We start from the raw sequence: 308 nt of genomic DNA on the forward strand, positions 1-308 counted from the left end.
GCACCGAAGGCCAGCTGATCACCAACTTCTCTTTGCACCAGCGCCCGGGCGACACGGCCACGCTGATCCCGCACCTGGAGCAGTTTGCATCACACTACCAGACACAGTCCCCGGTTGTTGTGGCCGATGCCGGCTACGGCTCAGAGCAGAACTACGCCTGGCTCGAAGAGCACCAGGTAGAAGCCTACGTCAAGTACAACTATTTCCACTCGGAGCAGAAAAAGAAACACCAGCACAACCCCTTCCTGAGCCAGAACCTGTATTATAACCAGCAAGAGGACTTCTTTGTCTGCCCCATGGGCCAGCGG

The 308-nt window shown here is 57.1% G+C and carries 1 protein-coding gene; it reads left to right on the top strand.

Annotated features, from left to right (window positions below):
- Positions 1-308 (top strand): transposase (locus tag K3G39_RS20560; RefSeq protein WP_220628041.1); only part of this gene is annotated, 308 nt, incomplete at both ends.

This window comes from Pontibacter sp. HSC-14F20 (assembly GCF_019599265.1).
Classification (GTDB): domain Bacteria; phylum Bacteroidota; class Bacteroidia; order Cytophagales; family Hymenobacteraceae; genus Pontibacter.